At 73.0% G+C, this 15,388-nt stretch carries 15 protein-coding genes and 1 pseudogene; 10 read left to right on the top strand and 6 right to left on the bottom strand.

The features are described 5' to 3' along the window. From OO62_RS39245 to OO62_RS32595, 4 genes and pseudogenes are all read left to right on the top strand, one after another. Window positions 1-121: pseudogene (locus OO62_RS39245) on the top strand (2-hydroxy-3-oxopropionate reductase); the annotation flags it as partial. A 4-nt stretch (window positions 122-125) separates the two neighbouring features. Then, window positions 126-1,205, top strand: coding sequence for a thiamine pyrophosphate-binding protein (locus OO62_RS32605; RefSeq protein WP_228332566.1), 1,080 nt, complete (start codon window positions 126-128; stop codon window positions 1,203-1,205). A gap of 190 nt (window positions 1,206-1,395) precedes the next feature. Next, window positions 1,396-2,868: a catalase gene (locus tag OO62_RS32600; protein ID WP_033271285.1), complete on the top strand. Its 1,473-nt coding sequence runs from the start codon at window positions 1,396-1,398 to the stop codon at window positions 2,866-2,868. Between the two features lie 486 nt (window positions 2,869-3,354). Continuing rightward, entirely contained in the window at window positions 3,355-4,107 is a 753-nt protein-coding gene (locus OO62_RS32595) for a hypothetical protein (protein ID WP_033271284.1), read from the top strand. Here the strand turns inward: OO62_RS32595 and OO62_RS32590 are convergent. After that, window positions 4,082-4,981: a helix-turn-helix domain-containing protein gene (locus tag OO62_RS32590; RefSeq protein WP_033271283.1), complete on the bottom strand. Its 900-nt coding sequence runs from the start codon at window positions 4,979-4,981 to the stop codon at window positions 4,082-4,084. The two genes, OO62_RS32595 and OO62_RS32590, sit on opposite strands and share 26 nt — an antisense overlap. Before the next feature lie 124 nt (window positions 4,982-5,105). Here OO62_RS32590 and OO62_RS32585 point away from each other — a divergent pair, with 124 nt between their 5' ends. Continuing rightward, entirely contained in the window at window positions 5,106-5,681 is a 576-nt protein-coding gene (locus OO62_RS32585; RefSeq protein WP_033271294.1) for a short chain dehydrogenase, read from the top strand. A gap of 70 nt (window positions 5,682-5,751) precedes the next feature. Here OO62_RS32585 and OO62_RS32580 read toward each other — a convergent pair whose 3' ends face one another. Then, entirely contained in the window at window positions 5,752-6,681 is a 930-nt protein-coding gene (locus tag OO62_RS32580; RefSeq protein ID WP_033271282.1) for a LysR family transcriptional regulator, read from the bottom strand. A 135-nt stretch (window positions 6,682-6,816) separates the two neighbouring features. On the opposite strand from OO62_RS32580, the gene OO62_RS32575 reads away from it, so the two are divergent. The 4 genes from OO62_RS32575 (at window position 6,817) to OO62_RS37235 (ending at window position 10,512) form a co-directional block, all read left to right on the top strand. Continuing rightward, window positions 6,817-8,061, top strand: coding sequence for an MFS transporter (locus OO62_RS32575; RefSeq protein WP_033271281.1), 1,245 nt, complete (start codon window positions 6,817-6,819; stop codon window positions 8,059-8,061). 63 nt (window positions 8,062-8,124) lie between these two features. Next, window positions 8,125-8,643 carry a GNAT family N-acetyltransferase gene (locus OO62_RS32570; RefSeq protein WP_206738442.1) on the top strand — a complete coding sequence of 173 codons (519 nt, stop codon included), beginning with the start codon at window positions 8,125-8,127 and terminating at the stop codon, window positions 8,641-8,643. A gap of 69 nt (window positions 8,644-8,712) precedes the next feature. Beyond that, entirely contained in the window at window positions 8,713-9,093 is a 381-nt protein-coding gene (locus tag OO62_RS32565) for an MmcQ/YjbR family DNA-binding protein (protein ID WP_033271280.1), read from the top strand. 246 nt (window positions 9,094-9,339) lie between these two features. Then, on the top strand, window positions 9,340-10,512 hold the full coding sequence (locus OO62_RS37235) for a hypothetical protein (protein ID WP_051733809.1): 1,173 nt from the start codon (window positions 9,340-9,342) through the stop codon (window positions 10,510-10,512). A gap of 75 nt (window positions 10,513-10,587) precedes the next feature. Here OO62_RS37235 and OO62_RS32555 read toward each other — a convergent pair whose 3' ends face one another. Together OO62_RS32555 and OO62_RS32550 are read right to left on the bottom strand one after the other, a co-directional pair. Beyond that, the gene (locus tag OO62_RS32555; RefSeq protein WP_033271279.1) at window positions 10,588-12,225 is read right to left on the bottom strand and encodes an AMP-binding protein; all 1,638 of its coding nucleotides are present in this window, start codon (window positions 12,223-12,225) and stop codon (window positions 10,588-10,590) included. Next, the gene (locus OO62_RS32550; protein ID WP_143686353.1) at window positions 12,222-12,503 is read right to left on the bottom strand and encodes a hypothetical protein; all 282 of its coding nucleotides are present in this window, start codon (window positions 12,501-12,503) and stop codon (window positions 12,222-12,224) included. Before OO62_RS32550 ends, OO62_RS32555 begins: the two co-directional genes overlap by 4 nt. A gap of 529 nt (window positions 12,504-13,032) precedes the next feature. Here OO62_RS32550 and OO62_RS32545 point away from each other — a divergent pair. Continuing rightward, window positions 13,033-13,773, top strand: a complete 741-nt coding sequence (locus OO62_RS32545; RefSeq protein ID WP_033271277.1) for an SDR family NAD(P)-dependent oxidoreductase — start codon at window positions 13,033-13,035, stop codon at window positions 13,771-13,773. 78 nt (window positions 13,774-13,851) lie between these two features. On the opposite strand, the gene OO62_RS32540 is transcribed toward OO62_RS32545, so the two are convergent. Together OO62_RS32540 and OO62_RS32535 are read right to left on the bottom strand one after the other, a co-directional pair. Further along, window positions 13,852-14,889, bottom strand: a complete 1,038-nt coding sequence (locus OO62_RS32540) for a D-alanine--D-alanine ligase family protein (protein ID WP_033271276.1) — start codon at window positions 14,887-14,889, stop codon at window positions 13,852-13,854. A gap of 14 nt (window positions 14,890-14,903) precedes the next feature. Next, window positions 14,904-15,356 carry a GNAT family N-acetyltransferase gene (locus tag OO62_RS32535; protein WP_033271275.1) on the bottom strand — a complete coding sequence of 151 codons (453 nt, stop codon included), beginning with the start codon at window positions 15,354-15,356 and terminating at the stop codon, window positions 14,904-14,906. Between the last annotated feature and the right edge of the window lie 32 nt (window positions 15,357-15,388).

Genomic DNA, 15,388 nt, shown 5'->3' with positions numbered 1-15,388 from the left:
CGTGGGCACCCTCGTCGCCTCCCTCGTCGCCTCCCTGCGCGCACAAGGCGACGGCGGCCTGGACCACTCCGCCCTCCTGCGCGGCGTCGAACGCCTCTCCGGACACACCACCGAAAGCTGAGACGGTGGCGGCGCAGCGGATTCCCGCCATACGGGCGGCCGTCCAGATCATGCGGGACGAGGGCGTGGAGATCGCCTTCGGCTGCCCCGGTGCCGCGCTACGCCCGCTCTACGCGGCGATGGAGGAGGCCGGCGGCATCGAGCATCTGCCGGTGCGCCACGAAGAGGCCGCCGCGCACATGGCGGACGGCTGGGCCCGTACGAGCGGGAAGGTCGGCGTCGCCGCGGTGGCCGCGGGTCCGGGGGCCGCACGGCTGGTCACCGGGCTGTACGCGGCCCAGCAGGACGCGGTCCCCCTGGTGTGCCTCACCGGTCGGGAGGGGGCCGGTCCGGGGTCCGGCGGCCGGTTGCGCCACGCGGGCTTCCGGCCGCCGGACCTCCTCCGGCTGGCCGGGGCGGTCACCAAGCGCGCCGAGCGGATCGAGGATCCGGCACGGATTCCGGGAGCCTTCCGTGAGGCGTTCCGGATCGCGCGGGACGGCCGTCCCGGCCCCGTCCTGATCGACGTCCCGGCCGACCTGGCCGCGGCGGAGATCGTCTACGACGCCGAGCGCACCGCGGAGTCCGGTTTCCGGCCTCCGCAGGCCGGGACCCGGCGGGCGGCCGCCGAGCGAGCCGCCCCGGCCGGGGACACCCGCCCCGCGCCCGCCGCCGTCGCGGAGATCGCCGGCCTTTTCGGGCCGGACGCGTACGTCGTCAGCGGCGCGGTCGGCGCCTATGCCCGCAGCGGTCCTCCCGGTTGGGAGGTGCCCGCCGCGATCGGGGTCCGCAAGGCCCTGGACTCCCGGGGTGAGCGGGACGCCGAGGTCGTGGTGGTCGTCGACGGCCACGGCTGGCCGTTCATGGCCGAGGAACTGGCGGCCGCGGCCCGGCACGAGGTGCCGTTCGTACTGATCACGCTCACCCCTCCCGGCCAGGACACGGACTTCACGGATCCCGTGAAGCTCGTCGAGGCGTACGGCTGCGCAGGCCGGCACCTCGCCGGTCCGGCCGACCCCGCGGAGCTCCGCTCGGTGACCGAGTGGGCCCGCAAGGAAGCCGTCTCCACACGGCGACCGGTCCTCATAGCGGTCCGGCCCGCCTGACGGCCTCCCCCAAGCTTCCGGGCGGTGGCTGCGCTGACACCTGTCCTGTCGCGCCCAGGCGCGGCCGCCGTCCGGAATACCCCTCGCTACAGCCCAGGTTGTTTCAACAAACTGTTGACGTTTGGTCGGAGCCCTTCTTACGCTCCGACATGCGGAAGCCAACTTCCGCGCTCTCGTACGGAAGGTCACCATGTCGAAGCCCACGCCGACGGCGCGCGTTCTCACTACGGAGGCTGGCGCCCCCGTCGCCGACAACCAGAACTCCTCAACCGCCGGCGTCGGCGGCCCGATCATCCTCCAGGACCAGCACCTGCTGGAGAAGCTCGCCCGCTTCAACCGCGAGCGCATCCCGGAGCGCGTCGTGCACGCCCGCGGCTCGGGCGCCTACGGCTACTTCGAGGTGACCGACGACGTCACGGCCTTCACCCGGGCCGACTTCCTGAACACCGTCGGCAAGCGGACCGAGACGTTCCTCCGCTTCTCCACCGTCGCCGACAACCTCGGCGGCCCGGACGCGGCCCGCGACCCGCGGGGCTTCGCCCTGAAGTTCTACACCGAAGAGGGCAACTACGACCTCGTCGGGAACAACACCCCGGTGTTCTTCATCAAGGACCCGATCAAGTTCCCCGACTTCATCCACTCGCAGAAGCGCGACCCCTTCACGGGCAAGCAGGAGCCGGACAACGTCTGGGACTTCTGGGCGCACGCCCCCGAGGCCACCCACCAGATCACCTGGCTCATGGGCGACCGCGGCATCCCGGCCTCCTACCGCCACATGAACGGCTACGGCTCGCACACCTACCAGTGGACCAACGCCCAGGGCGAGTCCTTCTTCGTCAAGTACCACTTCAAGACGAACCAGGGCATCCGCAGCCTGAGCAGCGAGCAGGGCGCCGAGCTGTCGGGCAAGGACCCCAACAGCCACCAGACCGACCTGCTGCAGTCGATCGAGCGGGGCGTGTACCCCTCCTGGACGCTGTACGTGCAGGTCATGCCGGCGGCCGAGGCGGCCAACTACCGCTTCAACCCGTTCGACCTGACCAAGGTGTGGCCGCACGCGGACTACCCGCTGCAGCGGGTGGGCCGGCTGGTCCTGGACCGCAACCCCGACAACGTCTTCGCCGAGGTCGAGCAGTCCGCGTTCTCGCCGAACAACTTCGTGCCCGGCATCGGCCCGTCCCCGGACAAGATGCTCCAGGGCCGGCTGTTCGCCTACGCCGACGCGCACCGCTACCGCCTGGGCGTCAACCACACCCAGCTGCCGGTGAACGCCCCGAAGGCGACCAAGGCCAACAACTACGGCCGGGACGGCCTCATGGCGACCAACGCCTACGACCGGCACGCCAAGAACTACGAGCCCAACTCCTACGACGGCCCGGCCGAGACCGGCCGGCCGCTCTCCGCCCCGCTCGCCGTCTCCGGCTACGTCGGCACCCACGAGGCCCCGGCGCACACCAAGGACGACGACTTCTTCCAGGCCGGTGAGCTCTACCGCCTGATGTCGGAGGACGAGAAGAAGCGCCTGGTCGACAACATCGCCGGCGGTCTGTCCCAGGTCAGCCGCGACGACGTGATCGAGAAGAACCTCGCCCACTTCCACGCCGCCGACCAGGACTACGGCAAGCGCGTCGAGGCGCGCGTCCGCGAGCTGCGCGAGGACTGACGGGAGGTCAGTTCCTTGCGCATCCGTACCGGCCGGCCCGTTGAGGGGTGGTCGGCCGGTACGGAGAGGAAGCGCGAGCTCCGCGGTACGCGGGGAGAATCCAGTGCGGTGGCAGTGCTCGCCCGAAAGGAAGGGCGAGCCACCTCCCCCGCCGCGGAGCCCGCCTCCTCCCCCTTCCCCACCCCCGCCCAGACTCCGTCCGGCGGTGCGATGTCCCGTCGCGCCCAACTCTCGCACTGTCGGACGGGAACCACGGCACAGGCCCGGAATCCGTACGGTCACGGATTCCGGGCCCTGTGCGTCGGCCCGCCCCGGGGAGCGGACGCGGTGCGCGGCCATGCGCCCCACGCGCGCCGTGGCTCCCCCCGCTTCTTCCGCGAGCTGGCGTTCTCGTCGCGATTCGGCCCCGGGCACCCGGCTTTGGCGAGACGATGGGGGCAGCGGCAGAATCGAGTGGACAGCCGCCCTACCCGCCAGGAGCCGACCATGGCCGACAGCGTGCCGGTGCGGTGCCCCACGTGCCGCCGCGAGAACGCCTTCACCCCGCCCACCTTCCCGTGCGCATGTGGTGCCCCGCTGACCATGCCCGTACTGCGCGGCGGAGTGCCGGTCGAGATACTCCACCGCACCTGGCAGGCGTCCTGGGTCGAGGTGCGCTGCGAGGTCTGCGGCCGGCAGGACGAGTGGCCGGCGCCGGAGTCCGGCTGCGCCTGCGGCACGGTCGTCCGGGTCCCGGTGGCCCCGGCGCCGCCTCTGCCGCCGCCCAACTTCCCCTCGCCCGGCACCGGCAGGCAGACGTCCCGGCCCGCCCCGCCGGCGGCCACCGACGACCCGCCGCGCGCCATCCTGCGGCCCGCGTTCCGCCCGGTCACGATCCGTACGGCCCGCGACTGCGTCACCGCCGCCGAGCAGTATCTGAAGTGGCTGGGCTACGCCGATGTGGCACGGACCCAGGAGCGCACCGCCTCCGGCGTCGACCTGCGCGGCACCGGCGTGGTCGCCCAGGTCGACCCCACCACCCGGGCCACCAAGCTGCGGGAGATCGAGTGCGTCTGGCTCAACGGGCTCAACGACTCGGCCCTCGCCGTCTTCTTCTCCCTCGCCGGCTATGCGCGGGACGCCCGGACCCGCGCGGACGAGCTGCGCCTCCCGCTGTTCGTCATGGACCTCACGGGCACCCCGCAGCCGGTCAACGACTCGGCCGACGAGCTGATCAAGTACGGCGCGGACGGGCGCTGACCCGGCCCGCGCCGCCCGCCCCGGCCAGCCGCCGCAGGGCGGCCGCCGAGGCCGACCCGGGCTCCGCGTGGTAGAGCACCACCCGCTGCCCCGGGTCGTCCGGCAGCGTCAGCAGTTCGTCGGTGAGCGTCAGCGGCCCGACGACCGGATGGCGGTAGGCGCGGGTGTGCGTGGCGCAGGTCCGTACCGGGTGGTCCGCCCACAGCGCGGCGAACTCCGGGCTCTGCAGGGCCAGTTCGGCGAGCAGTGCGCCGATCCGGGGCGCTTCCGGCCACCGTCCGGCGATCAGCCGCAGATCCCCCACGGTGTCCCGGCACTTGGCCCGCAGGTCCGGGTACAGCGCGCGGGTCGGCGGATCGAGGAACATCATCCGCGCGATGTTCGGCCGCCCCCCGGGCTCCTCCGGCGCGTCGTACGGCAGATGACCGGCCAGCAGCGCGTGCCCCGCACGGTTCCAGGCGAGTACGTCCACGAACCTGCCGAGCACCAGCGCGGGAACGTCCTCCCCCAGCGAGCCGATCATGTTCCGTACCGAGGGCCGCAGCCGCTCCACCTCGTCCTCGGGCCCCGCCGCGCGCCGGGCGGACCGCCGCGCCGGCCGGGCCAGCCCGTACAGGTGCCCCCGCTCGGTCTCGTCCATCCGCAGCACCCGGGCGAGCGCGTCCAGTACGGCATCCGAGGCGCTCGCCCCGCCCGTGCCCTGCTCCAGGCGGGTGTAGTAGCCGACGCTGATCCCCGCCAGCCGGGCCAGTTCCTCCCGGCGCAGCCCCGGCACCCGCCGCCGGCCGCCGTACTCCGTCAGCCCGGCCTCGCGCGGTGACAGCCTCGCCCGCCGGGTCCGCAGGAACTCCCCCAGCTCCGTTGTCCGGTCCATCCGGCAAGTGTGCCGGGCGGACGCCTGCCTGCACCCGGCAGGGGTAGGCACCGCGTTCCTACCCTTGGTGGAGGGCTGGGTGACCGGCCCCGGACACGGCACGCTCATGCCCATGACGAACCCCCTGAAGATCATCGTGATCGGCGCCGGCGGCACGCTCGGCAGCGCCGTCGCCCGCCGGTTGGCGGACCACGGCCACCAGGTCGTACCCGCCGCACGCCGCGGCCCCGTACGGGTCGACCTGGCGGACCCGGCCACCGTCGACGCCCTCTTCGCCTCCGTACGGGACGTGGACGCGGTCGTCTGCTGCGCGGCGAGCGGCCGGCTGACGCCGCTGGACTCCCCCTCGGACGAGGACTTCACGACCGGCCTGCACGGCAAGCTCCTCGGTCAGGTGCATCTGGTCCGGCGCGCGATCCACCATCTGCGCGACGGTGGCGGCATCGTCCTCACCGGCGGAACGTTCGAAAAGCCCACGCCCGGCGGGTCGTTCGGCGCCCTGGTCAACGCCGGCCTGGAAGCCTTCGTGCACGCCGCGGCCCCGGAGATGCCACGGGGCCTGCGGCTGTCCGTCGTCAGCCCCGGCTGGCTCGCCGAGACCCTCGCCGCCATGGGCCTGGACCCGGCCGACGGCACCCCGGCCGACGAGGTGGCCCGGCGCTACGTCGCCCGGATCGAGGCCCTCCCGGCGGCCGGCTGACCGCCCTCGGCCGACGGCGCCGGCGGGCGGGCGTCCTCTCCGCTCACGCTCCCGGGGGCGCCGGGCCTGATCACCCGGCCCACGTCGGGGTCCAGGTCGTGGTGTCGGAGGGGCCGAACGGCCCGGAGCGGAGGTGGTCGCGGAGCGCAGCGAGCGCCGGGTGCGGGTTGTCGCGGTGCCAGACCAGTGAGTGCGGGTAGACCGGTGTCGGGTCGTGTACGGCGATCCGCCGCAGGCCGTGGTCGGCGGGCCAGACCAGGTTGGTCTGCTCGCCGACGAAGGTCGCCAGTGACCGTGAGTCGGCGATGGTGTCCAGCAGGGGCTCGGTGCCGAAGTCGGGGCCGGTGCTCTCGATGGTGAGCCCGAACGCGGCGGCGAGTGCGTCGTAGTAGGCGGCCCACTCGGTTCCGGGCACCAGGCCGGGCATCCAGATCCGGTGCCCGACGAGCTCCGCGGGCGTGACCTCGCGGGCCGCGGCCAGCTCGTGGGCCGGTCCGGTGAGCAGCTGGATGGGCTCGTCGAAGACCCGGGCGACCCGGATGTCCTCGGGGTGCTGCCGGCCGGACATGGTGACGGCGCGGAAGGACGCGTCGATCGTGCCGGACCGGACCGCGTCGATGGCCGCGTCGGCGTCGAAGAGGGTCACCACATCGAGCTCGACCTCGGGTTGCGCGCGATGGAAGTCACGCAGCAGGGCGGCCGGGGCGAGCCGTCGGCCGATCACGTCGACGCGCAGCGCGCGGCGGCCCGGACGCACGGAGGCGATCGCGCGCTCCTCGGCCCGTAGGAGGTCGCGGGCGTGGGGCAGGAACGCCTGTCCGTCGATGGTGAGCTTCGCTCCGCGCGCGGTGCGGGTGAACAGCCGCACCCCGAGGATCTTCTCCAGTGTGGCGATGCGTTTGGAGACGGCCTGCTGGGTGACCGACAATTCCGCGGCGGCGTCTTGGAACCGCCCCGCGTCCGCGGCGGCCACGAAGGTGCGCACAGCGTCCAGATCCACGCTGCCCAGGATATCTGCACAACGCATGGTTGTGACTCCCTGGCTGATCGGTTGTTTGATCCGGGCCTCCGCGAGCCGCTTTGATGGCCGACGGTCAACGTGAGGTTGTTCGGATCGACGAGATGGGCGTGGGGGATGACGGGTCGGCGGGCGCTGGGGCGGCAGTTCGGGTGGTTGTGGGCGGCGTTTGTCGTCAGCTCGTACGGCACCGGGCTCCGGTTCGGTGCGTTTCCCATGATCGCGGTCCTCGTGCTGCACTCCGGGCCGACCCAGGTGGCGGCGCTGGCTGCCGCGGGGCGGGCGGTGGGAGCGCTGGTCGCGGTGCCGCTCGGGCCGTGGGTGGAGTTCCGCCGCAAGCGGCCGGTCATGGTGGCGATGGACCTGATCCGGTGCGCGGCGTTGCTGAGTGTCCCCGCCGCGTTCGCGCTCGGCCGGCTCAGCTTCGCCCAGCTCCTCGTCGTGTCCGTCGCCGTCGCCACGGCGGACATCGCCTTCCGGGCCGCCAGCGGGGCGTATCTGAAGGGGCTCGTGCCGCCGGAGGACCTGCTCGTCGCGAACGGCCGGTTCGAGTCCACGACGTGGACCGCGACGGTGGTCGGACCGCCGCTGGGCGGGGCCGCGATCGGGATGTTCGGCCCGATGACGACCGTGGTGGCCGATGCGGTCAGCTACCTGCTCTCGGCGCTGGGCCTCCGCGCCATCGGCGGGACGGAACCGCGCCCCGCGCGAGCCGGTGCCGCACGGCTGCGAGCAGGCGAGCTGCTGGAGGGCTGGCGCTACGTCCTCGCCCACGCCACGCTGCGCCCGCTGTTCTTCAACGCGATCGTGGTCAACGGCCTGATCATGGCGACCGAGCCGCTGCTCGCCGTACTCCTGCTGGGCCCTCTCCGGTTCGCACCCTGGCAGTACGGTCTCGCGTTCGCGGCCCCTTGCGTCGGTGGCCTGATCGGCTCGCGTCTGGCGCCCCGCCTCGTGGCGCGGTTCGGGCAGCACAAGGTGATGTTCTCGGCCGGGGTGCTGCGTGCGTGCTGGCCGGTCGGACTGGCATTCGTCCGGCCCGGTGTCCCCGGGCTCGTACTCATCATGGTCGTCCAATTCGGCCTGGTGACCTGCTGCGGCCTGTTCAACCCGGTGCTGGCCACCTACCGGCTCGACCACACTCCCAGCGACCGGGTCGTCCGCACCCTGACCGCGTGGTCGGTCAGCAGCAGCGCCGCCATCGCCGCCATGACCGCGGTGTGGGGCCTGCTGGCCGCCCTCACCGGCCCGCGCACCGCGATCGCGGTCGCCGGAGTCCTCCTCCTCGCCACCCCGCTGCTGCTCCCGCGCCGCGAGCACGCGCCCCTGGACACGAGGGAACAGGCCGCGAGCCTGACCTGACACCCGGCACGACGTGGGCGAAATCCACTCGTCAGGGGCGACGGCACGGAGGACACTGGCCCGGTGATCATCCGCCCGCCGTCCCCCGACGATCTGCCTCTGCTGCGCGCCATCGAGCGGGCCGCCGGTGAGCCGTTCCGTGCCCTGGGCATGGCGGCGGTCGCGGACGACGAGCCGCCGACGCTCGCCGAGCTGACCGCTTTTCAGCGGGCCGGACGGGCGCTGGCCGCGTACGTGGAAGGCCGGCCCGTCGGCTATCTCCTGCGGGCGCCGGTCGACGGCTGCACCCACATCGAGCAGGTGTCGGTGCACCCGGAGCACTCCCGTCAGGGCATCGGCCGGGCGCTCATCGACCGCGCGGAGCGGGACGGCGGGCCGGTCGCGCTGACGCTGACCACCTTCGCGGAGGTGCCGTGGAACGCGCCGTACTACGCCCGCCTCGGCTTCCGGCTGCTGGCCGACGCCGAACTCACCCCGGGGCTGCGCGCCCTTCGCGCGCGGGAGGCGGAGCTGGGACTGGACCGCTGGCCGCGGGTGGGCATGCGACGGGAGCCCGGCGGGCGGTCAGGGGCCGGCGACTGAGCGGCCGGGAGCGACGCACGCGATGACAGCTCATCACATCTTTCTGACCGCTCCGGACATAATGGCGGGATGATCGACGCGAACGCCCTCCGGGCCACCTGCCTGGGCTTCAACGGCGCGACCGAGGAATTTCCCTTCCCCCGGAACCCGGACGTCTCGACCTTCAAGGTCGGCGGCAAGATCTTCGCGCTGACCACACTGACGGGCGCACCGCTCACCGTGAGCCTCAAGTGCGACCCCGAGCTGGCCGAACGGCTGCGCGCGGCGCACCCGGAGGTGGTGCCCGGCTATCACCTCAACAAGCGGCACTGGAACACCGTCTCGCTGGACGGCGCGCTGCCCGACCGGCTGGTGCGCGACATGATCGAGGACTCCTACGACCTGGTGGTGGCCTCACTGCCGCGTCCCCAGCGGCTGTTGCTCGACTGGCCGGGAGAGCGGCAGCGCTGAAGCTGCCGCAGGATCGCCAAGTGAACGACGGCTGGATACTCCTCCTCCCGTACGACAACGAAGAGGTCGGCGCCCACCGGGCGATGCCCGGTGGTGGCCTGGACCCGGGCGAGACCCCGCGCTCCGGCGGGACTGGGCCCCGCCCGGGTCGGAACCGGCCGGCGGAACACGGCGTCCGTACCGGACACACCCGCCCGCACCACACCCACCATCCTCACCACACCCACCCCACGCATCAGGAGTCGCATGACCCCCTTCGGTAGCCCAGGCCGGCCCGAGTTGCTGCCCTCCCCCGAGGTGCTCTGGCAGCATGCCGCCACCCTGGCGGCCTGGAGTGCGGAGAGCCCGTTGCCCGTGCACAACTACCGGGTGGACGGGACGGGGTTGCGCTCCGACGACGTGGGGAACGGGTGGTGGGCGCTCACCTGGGTCGAGGGCGGCCGAGCCGTGCTCCACGGCATCGACAACGACTACAGCGAGACCGTCGGCCGCCCCCGGCCGGTGGATCTCCTCGCCGGCGGACCGCACTGGCTGCCGTGGGAGTGGCTGACGGCGGAGATCGAAGGGGACGAGGAGATCGGCTTCGTCTACTGGTGGGCGGACGGGGCATGGGGCCGGGCCCCGTACCCCGCGGAGGTGCGCGACGACGGGGTGGCCGCCATGGTCCCCGCCGATGACGCCGAGGTGCGGGCGGTCCTCGACGCGCTGCGTGCGGACGGCGCCGACCCGGACGAGGTGCGGCGCAGGGGGACGGAGGAGGCGCGGGCCGCGGCCGCACGCTCGGTCGGCCGCCCCGAGCTGCCGGCCGGCCGGGGAGAGCCCGCGGGCCGCCGGGTGCCGTGCTGGCTGCCCGAGCAGTACGCGGCGGTGCTCGCGGTCGCGATGCGGGCGTCCGGTGAGGCGGAGCGGGCGCCGGCCGCCGAGAGCGGCGCCCTGGGTCGGCTGGTGACCTGGATGCGCGCCAACCATCCCTGGGAGGACGGGAGTTGCACGGTCACCGCGGCCTTCGTCGACGGCGCGGACCCGGGGAACCGGTACCGGGCGGACGGCTTCCTCGACGAGCAGGGCAGGAGGCTCGGCGAGGAGCTGTGCGCACTGCTGGGGGACCTCCGGCTGACGGATGCGGTCGGGGACGCGGACGGGGACGCGTCCGGACGGTGGCTGTACGTCCGGGTGCGGATCACCGCCGACGAGGTCACCGTGGACCGCGCCCATGACCACCTCCCCCGCTGGTGGCGGGCCCGTACCGGCACGGCCGAGGCGTGGCCCGGCACCGTCGCGCGCGAGATGGCGCGCCGGGCGCCGCACCGGCGGCCGTCCTGGGCCGGGCTCCTGGCGGAGGACATCCCCCGCACCGGGGCGCCCGCGCACCTCTGCGCGGTGCCGGTCCCGGAGGGTGCCGGCGCGCCGGCCGGGTGAGCCCACCCGCACCGGCGCCCCGGAAAGGCCCGTCGGGCCGGGGGCGCCTCGACGGCGCCCTCCGGCCGCGAGGACCTACGACGACACCGCGCCCAGTTCCTTGGCCAGCCGCTCGCGCAGCTCGACCTTGCGGACCTTGCCGCTGACGGTCATCGGGAAGGCGTCGACGATCTCCAGGTACCGCGGCACCTTGTAGTGGGCGAGCCGGGAGCGGCAGAAGCGGGCCAACTCATCGCGGGTGAGCGGGTCTTCGGGGTCCCGCAGGATGACGCAGGCGGCGATCTCCTCGCCGTACTTCTCGTCGGGGACCCCGACGACCTGGACGTCAGCGATCTTGGGGTGGGAGTAGAGGAACTCCTCGATCTCTCGCGGGTAGACGTTCTCCCCACCCCTGATGATCATGTCCTTGATGCGGCCGACGATCCGGACGTAGCCGTCGTCGTTCATCACCGCGAGGTCACCGGTGTGCATCCAGCGAGCCGCGTCGATGACCTCGGCGGTGCGCTCGGCGTCCTCCCAGTAGCCGAGCATCACGCTGTAGCCGCGGGTACACAGCTCACCCGGCGTGCCGCGGGGCACGGTCACCCCGTTCGCCGGGTCGACGACCTTGACCTCGATGTGCGGCAGCACCCGGCCGACGGTCGCGGTGCGGTGTTCGAGGTCGTCGTCGCGGCGGGTCTGGGTGGAGACCGGGGAGGTCTCCGTCATGCCGTAGCAGATGGAGACCTCGGCCATGTTCATCTCGGCGACGACCCGCTTCATGACCTCCTCCGGGCAGGGCGAGCCCGCCATGATGCCGGTGCGGAGGGAGGACAGGTCGTAGGTGGCGAAGTCGGGGTGGTTGAGCTCGGCGATGAACATGGTGGGGACGCCGTAGAGGGAGGTGCAGCGCTCGTCCTGGACGGCCTTGAGGGTGGTGCCGGCGTCGAAGGCGGGGCCCGGGATGACGATGCAGGCGCCGTGCGAGGTGCTGCCGAGGTTGCCCATGACCATGCCGAAGCAGTGGTAGAAGGGCACCGGCAGACACACCCGGTCCTGCTCGGTGTAGGCGATGGTTTCGCCGACCCAGTAGCCGTTGTTGAGGATGTTGTGGTGCGAGAGGGTGGCGCCCTTGGGGAAGCCCGTCGTGCCCGAGGTGTACTGGATGTTGACCGGGTCGTCGGCGGTCAGCGCCTTCTCGCACTCGGCGAGCCGGGACTGCGGGACGGCCGCGCCGGCGGCCAGCAGCCCGCCCCAGGTCGGGTCGCCGATGTAGACGACGTCGCGCAGCGCCGGGCTCTCGGCGCGCACCTGCTCGATCATCCGGCGGTAGTCGCTCGTCCTGTGCTGGATGGCGGAGACCAGGACGGTGATCCCGGCCTGCTGCAGGACGTACGCCAACTCGTGCACGCGGTAAGCGGGGTTGACGTTGACGAGGATGGCGCCGATCTTGGCAGTGGCGTACTGGACGAGGACCCATTCGGCGCAGTTGGGCGCCCAGATGCCGACCCGGTCGCCCTTGCGGACCCCCTTGGCGAGCAGGCCGAGGGCCACCTCGTCGACGGCGCGTCCCAGTTCCGCGTAGGTCCAGCGGCGACCGCTCGCCACCTCGACCAGCGCCTCGCGGTCACCGAACCGGGCGATGGTGCGGGTCAGGTCGGCGCCGATGGTGTGGCCGAGCAGCGGCCGTTCGGCGGCTCCGCTGGCGTAACTGAGCTCCTGGTGGCGGCTCATCGGTGGTTCTCCTCCCAGTACTGGGCTCCGCCGACGCCGCGCGCGGTGCGCTCGCGCGGGTCGATGCGGCGGATCCTGCCGGAGACGGTCTTCGGCAGGTCGGCGCACTCCCGCCGTCGGCTGCGCCGGCAGGGGGCCGGGACGTGGCGGGAGTGCGCGAAGGCCGGCGTCGCGGTCCCCGGGCCGGGCGGCCACCCGGGCGCCGGCAACGAGGACGGATCCTGCTTCCTCAACAGCCGGGCATCCACGCGTCCCCGGCCCTCAAGGGGCGGAGGCATCGCTCCACCCTTCGGTGGCGCCTCCCCCGGCGCCTCCACCCATGCGTTCATCAACTGCTCCCAAAAGCCCGATGCCGGCCATCGCTGCCGCACGCCCGGAGGGTTGCCCGCCGAAGAGGACGAGCCCTCCGCAGGACACCCGGTGCGCGCCTGCGTACAGCATGGCGTCCAGCGTGCCCCGAGGATCCCGCAATCGCCTGCTCTTTCGCTCAACGAAGCAAGGTTCGGCCGCCGTCCGGGCGTCATCCGTCAGCAGCGGAACGCGTCGCGCACGCTCCCGGAACCACCCACCCGGCACCGCATGCGCCGCGGATCTCCCTCCGGATCTCGCCCGGAATGATGACCGGGGTCTCCCGCGGGCCGCCGGGCGACGTCACCGGAAAGGGATCATCAGCCGGTTCCGGCACCGCGCCACCCTGCCGAGCCGCCCGCGGGCGCGCGGTCCCGCCGGCTCGGGCAGTGCTCGGTCATCCGGTAGGGCAGGGGCCGACGGGCCTGCGGCAGAGGGGCCGTGGCAAGATCCGCGAGCATGAGCAAGGAACAAGCGGATCGGCCCGTCGCCCTGGTCAGCGGGTCCACGTCGGGAATCGGGGAGGCCGTCGCGCGGCGGCTGGCGGCGGACGGGATGCGGGTGGTGGTGCACTCGCGGCGCAGCGCGGAGGCCGGGGAGGCACTGGCGGCGGAACTCGGCGGGGCCTACGTGCGGGCGGATCTGGCGGTGGAGGAAGAGGCCCGCGGGCTGGTCGAGGCGGCGCTCGGCCGGTACGGCCGGCTGGACGTCCTGGTGAACAACGCGGGCATCAGCTGGCCGATCCCGCACGACGACCTGGCCGCGGCGACACCGGCGGACTGGCGGCAGCTGCTGGAGGTCAACCTGATCGCCCCATGGGTGCTGTGCACGGCGGCCCTTCCCGCGCTGCGCCGCTCCCCCGCGGGCGGCAGCATCGTGAACATCACCAGCCACGCCGGAGTGCGCCCCAAGGGCTCGTCGGTGCCGTACGCGGCGAGCAAGGCCGCACTCAATCACGTGACCCGGCTGCTCGCGGCGGCGCTCGGGCCCGAGGTGCGGGTCAACGCGGTGGCGCCGGGACTGGTGGACACGCCGATGACGAAGGACTGGGCGCAGGCGCACGAGCTGTGGCGGGACCGCGCGCCCATGCACCGCCCGGCCCAACCCGCCGACGTGGCCGACCTGGTGGCGTCGGTGCTCGCCAGCACCTATCTCACCGGCGAGGTCATCGTGCTCGACGGCGGGCTGAATCTGACCTGAGAGGCCGGGTCCTGGACCTCGACGAGGCGCCGCCAGACGTCGGGCCGGCTCTCCTCGCTCACGCAGTCGTGCGCGAGCTCAGCGCGTCGCGAGGTCCACGAGACGCTCGATCAGGTCGGGATAGGTCCAGCCGGCGCCGGCCGCCGCGCGCGGCAGCAGGCTCGCCGCCGTCAGGCCCGGGAGCGCGTTCACTTCGAGGCACATCGGCTCGCCGCCGGCGTCGCAGCGGAAGTCGGCGCGCGAGTACGCGCCGCTGCCGAACCCCAGAGCCTGGTGCGCGCGCCGGGCCAACTCCTGGAGACGGGACGCGAAATCGTCCGGGACGCGCGCCGGGCACACTTCGCTGACGGCTCCCGGTTGGTACTTGGCGGCATAGTCGAACACCGGCGTCGTCAGCTCGATCTCGACGACGGGGAGCACCTGGTCGCCGACCACGGCCACGGTGAACTCCCGTCCCGGCAGGAACGGCTCCACCAGCAGCTCCCCCTCACCGGAGCGCACCTCGGCCGCGACCTGTGCCAGCTGCGACAGCGAGTCGACCCGGTGGACCGACACACTCGAACCGTCCGCCACCGGCTTGGCCACCACCGGCCCGGCCGCCACCAGCCGCTTCACCCCCTGCGGCACCTCCCCCGGTCCCGGCCGCCACAGCACCCGCTCGGCCACCGGCACGCCGGCCGCACCCAGCACCGCCTGCGCCCGTCCCTTGTGCCACGCCGCCGCACACGCCGCACTGCCCGCACCGGTGAACGGCACGCCGGCCATCTCCAGCAGCGCCTGCACGTGACCGTCCTCGCCCCAGCCGCCGTGCAGCGCCACGAACACCCGCTCCGCGCCGCGCAGCAGGTCCAGGACCGGACCGCCGGTCAGGGCGGCGTGCAGACGCCTCCGCAGCTGACCTCGGTCCGACAGGGACGGCGGCTCCTTCCCCACTGTGGCCCCGTCAACCACCGCACCGGGCCGCAGCGGCCCGGCCAGGACGGGTTCCGCGGCGGCCGGGTCGACCAGGACCACCTCGTGCCCCCGCTCCAGCAGGGCACCAGCGACCGACCACCCCGAGGCCAGGGAGACGTCTCGCTCCGGGCTCTCGCCACCACACAGGATCACCACACGCACAGGGGATTCCTCAGTCAGTTCTGTGGCGCATCGCTGCACCGCGCCGGATTCAGGACCATCAAATGCTCCGGGTGCGGGAAGGGCACGAAGCCGGCCTTCGAGTAGACCTCGTGAGCATCGAGGGTGGAGAGCATCACGCGCTTGAGCCGGTAGGGAGCAAGGTGGTCGCGCACCGCGCCGGCCAGCCAGGTGCCGAGCCCTTTCCCGCGGTGTGCGGGGGCGACGTAGACATCGCACAGCCAGGCGAAGGTCGCCCGGTCGGTGACGACTCGCGCGTACGCGACCTGAGGACCGGCGGCTTCATGGACGGCGAAGTTGAGAGAGCCGCGCACCGACCTCTCGACCGTTTCCCGGCTGCGACCCAGCGCCCAGAACGCATCGGTCGAGAGCCAGTGGTGTACCAGGCCGACGTTGAGACGGTCCGGATCCGTGGAGAGCTCGTAACCCACTACGCCGCTTGTGCTCATGCCGAGCAGCCTAGCGAGCGCAGTTGGAATTT

It is taken from the genome of Streptomyces lydicus (assembly GCF_000717345.1).
GTDB lineage: Bacteria > Actinomycetota > Actinomycetes > Streptomycetales > Streptomycetaceae > Streptomyces > Streptomyces lydicus.
The sequence above is the reverse complement of the archived record's forward strand: the minus strand, read 5'-3'. Positions and strand labels throughout refer to the sequence as shown.

Bases quoted from the DNA above. Each gene is read 5' to 3' on its own strand.
- OO62_RS32600 (WP_033271285.1), top strand. From the start codon at position 1,396: ATGTCGAAGCCCACGCCGACGGCGCGCGTTCTCACTACGGAGGCTGGC.
- OO62_RS32595 (WP_033271284.1), top strand. From the start codon at position 3,355: ATGGCCGACAGCGTGCCGGTGCGGTGCCCCACGTGCCGCCGCGAGAAC.
- OO62_RS32590 (WP_033271283.1), bottom strand. From the start codon at position 4,981: ATGGACCGGACAACGGAGCTGGGGGAGTTCCTGCGGACCCGGCGGGCG.
- OO62_RS32575 (WP_033271281.1), top strand. From the start codon at position 6,817: ATGACGGGTCGGCGGGCGCTGGGGCGGCAGTTCGGGTGGTTGTGGGCG.
- OO62_RS32565 (WP_033271280.1), top strand. From the start codon at position 8,713: ATGATCGACGCGAACGCCCTCCGGGCCACCTGCCTGGGCTTCAACGGC.
- OO62_RS37235 (WP_051733809.1), top strand. From the start codon at position 9,340: ATGACCCCCTTCGGTAGCCCAGGCCGGCCCGAGTTGCTGCCCTCCCCC.
- OO62_RS32555 (WP_033271279.1), bottom strand. From the start codon at position 12,225: ATGAGCCGCCACCAGGAGCTCAGTTACGCCAGCGGAGCCGCCGAACGG.
- OO62_RS32550 (WP_143686353.1), bottom strand. From the start codon at position 12,503: ATGCCTCCGCCCCTTGAGGGCCGGGGACGCGTGGATGCCCGGCTGTTG.
- OO62_RS32545 (WP_033271277.1), top strand. From the start codon at position 13,033: ATGAGCAAGGAACAAGCGGATCGGCCCGTCGCCCTGGTCAGCGGGTCC.
- OO62_RS32535 (WP_033271275.1), bottom strand. From the start codon at position 15,356: ATGAGCACAAGCGGCGTAGTGGGTTACGAGCTCTCCACGGATCCGGAC.